We start from the raw sequence: 234 nt of genomic DNA on the forward strand, positions 1-234 counted from the left end.
CCCGTGTCAAAGCTTTCGTGGCGCTGACCAAGCCGCGGATCATCGAGCTGCTGCTCATCACCACCGTTCCGATGATGTTCCTGGCGCAGCAGGGTGTGCCCGACCTGACGCTGGTGCTGCTCACCTGCGTCGGCGGGTACCTCTCGGCGGGCGGCGCCAACGCGCTGAACATGGACATCGACCGGGACATCGGCGCGCTGGTGGACCGGACCTCGCAGCGTCCGCCGGTGGCCG

The 234-nt window shown here is 68.4% G+C and carries 1 protein-coding gene; it reads left to right on the top strand.

Features of this window, described 5'->3' with window-relative positions; translation table 11 throughout:
- Positions 1-234 (top strand): UbiA family prenyltransferase (locus KVT45_RS55755; RefSeq protein ID WP_254648771.1); only part of this gene is annotated, 234 nt, incomplete at both ends.

This window comes from Streptomyces sp. GbtcB6, assembly GCF_019091475.1.
GTDB classification, from domain to species: Bacteria; Actinomycetota; Actinomycetes; order Streptomycetales; family Streptomycetaceae; genus Streptomyces; species Streptomyces hyaluromycini.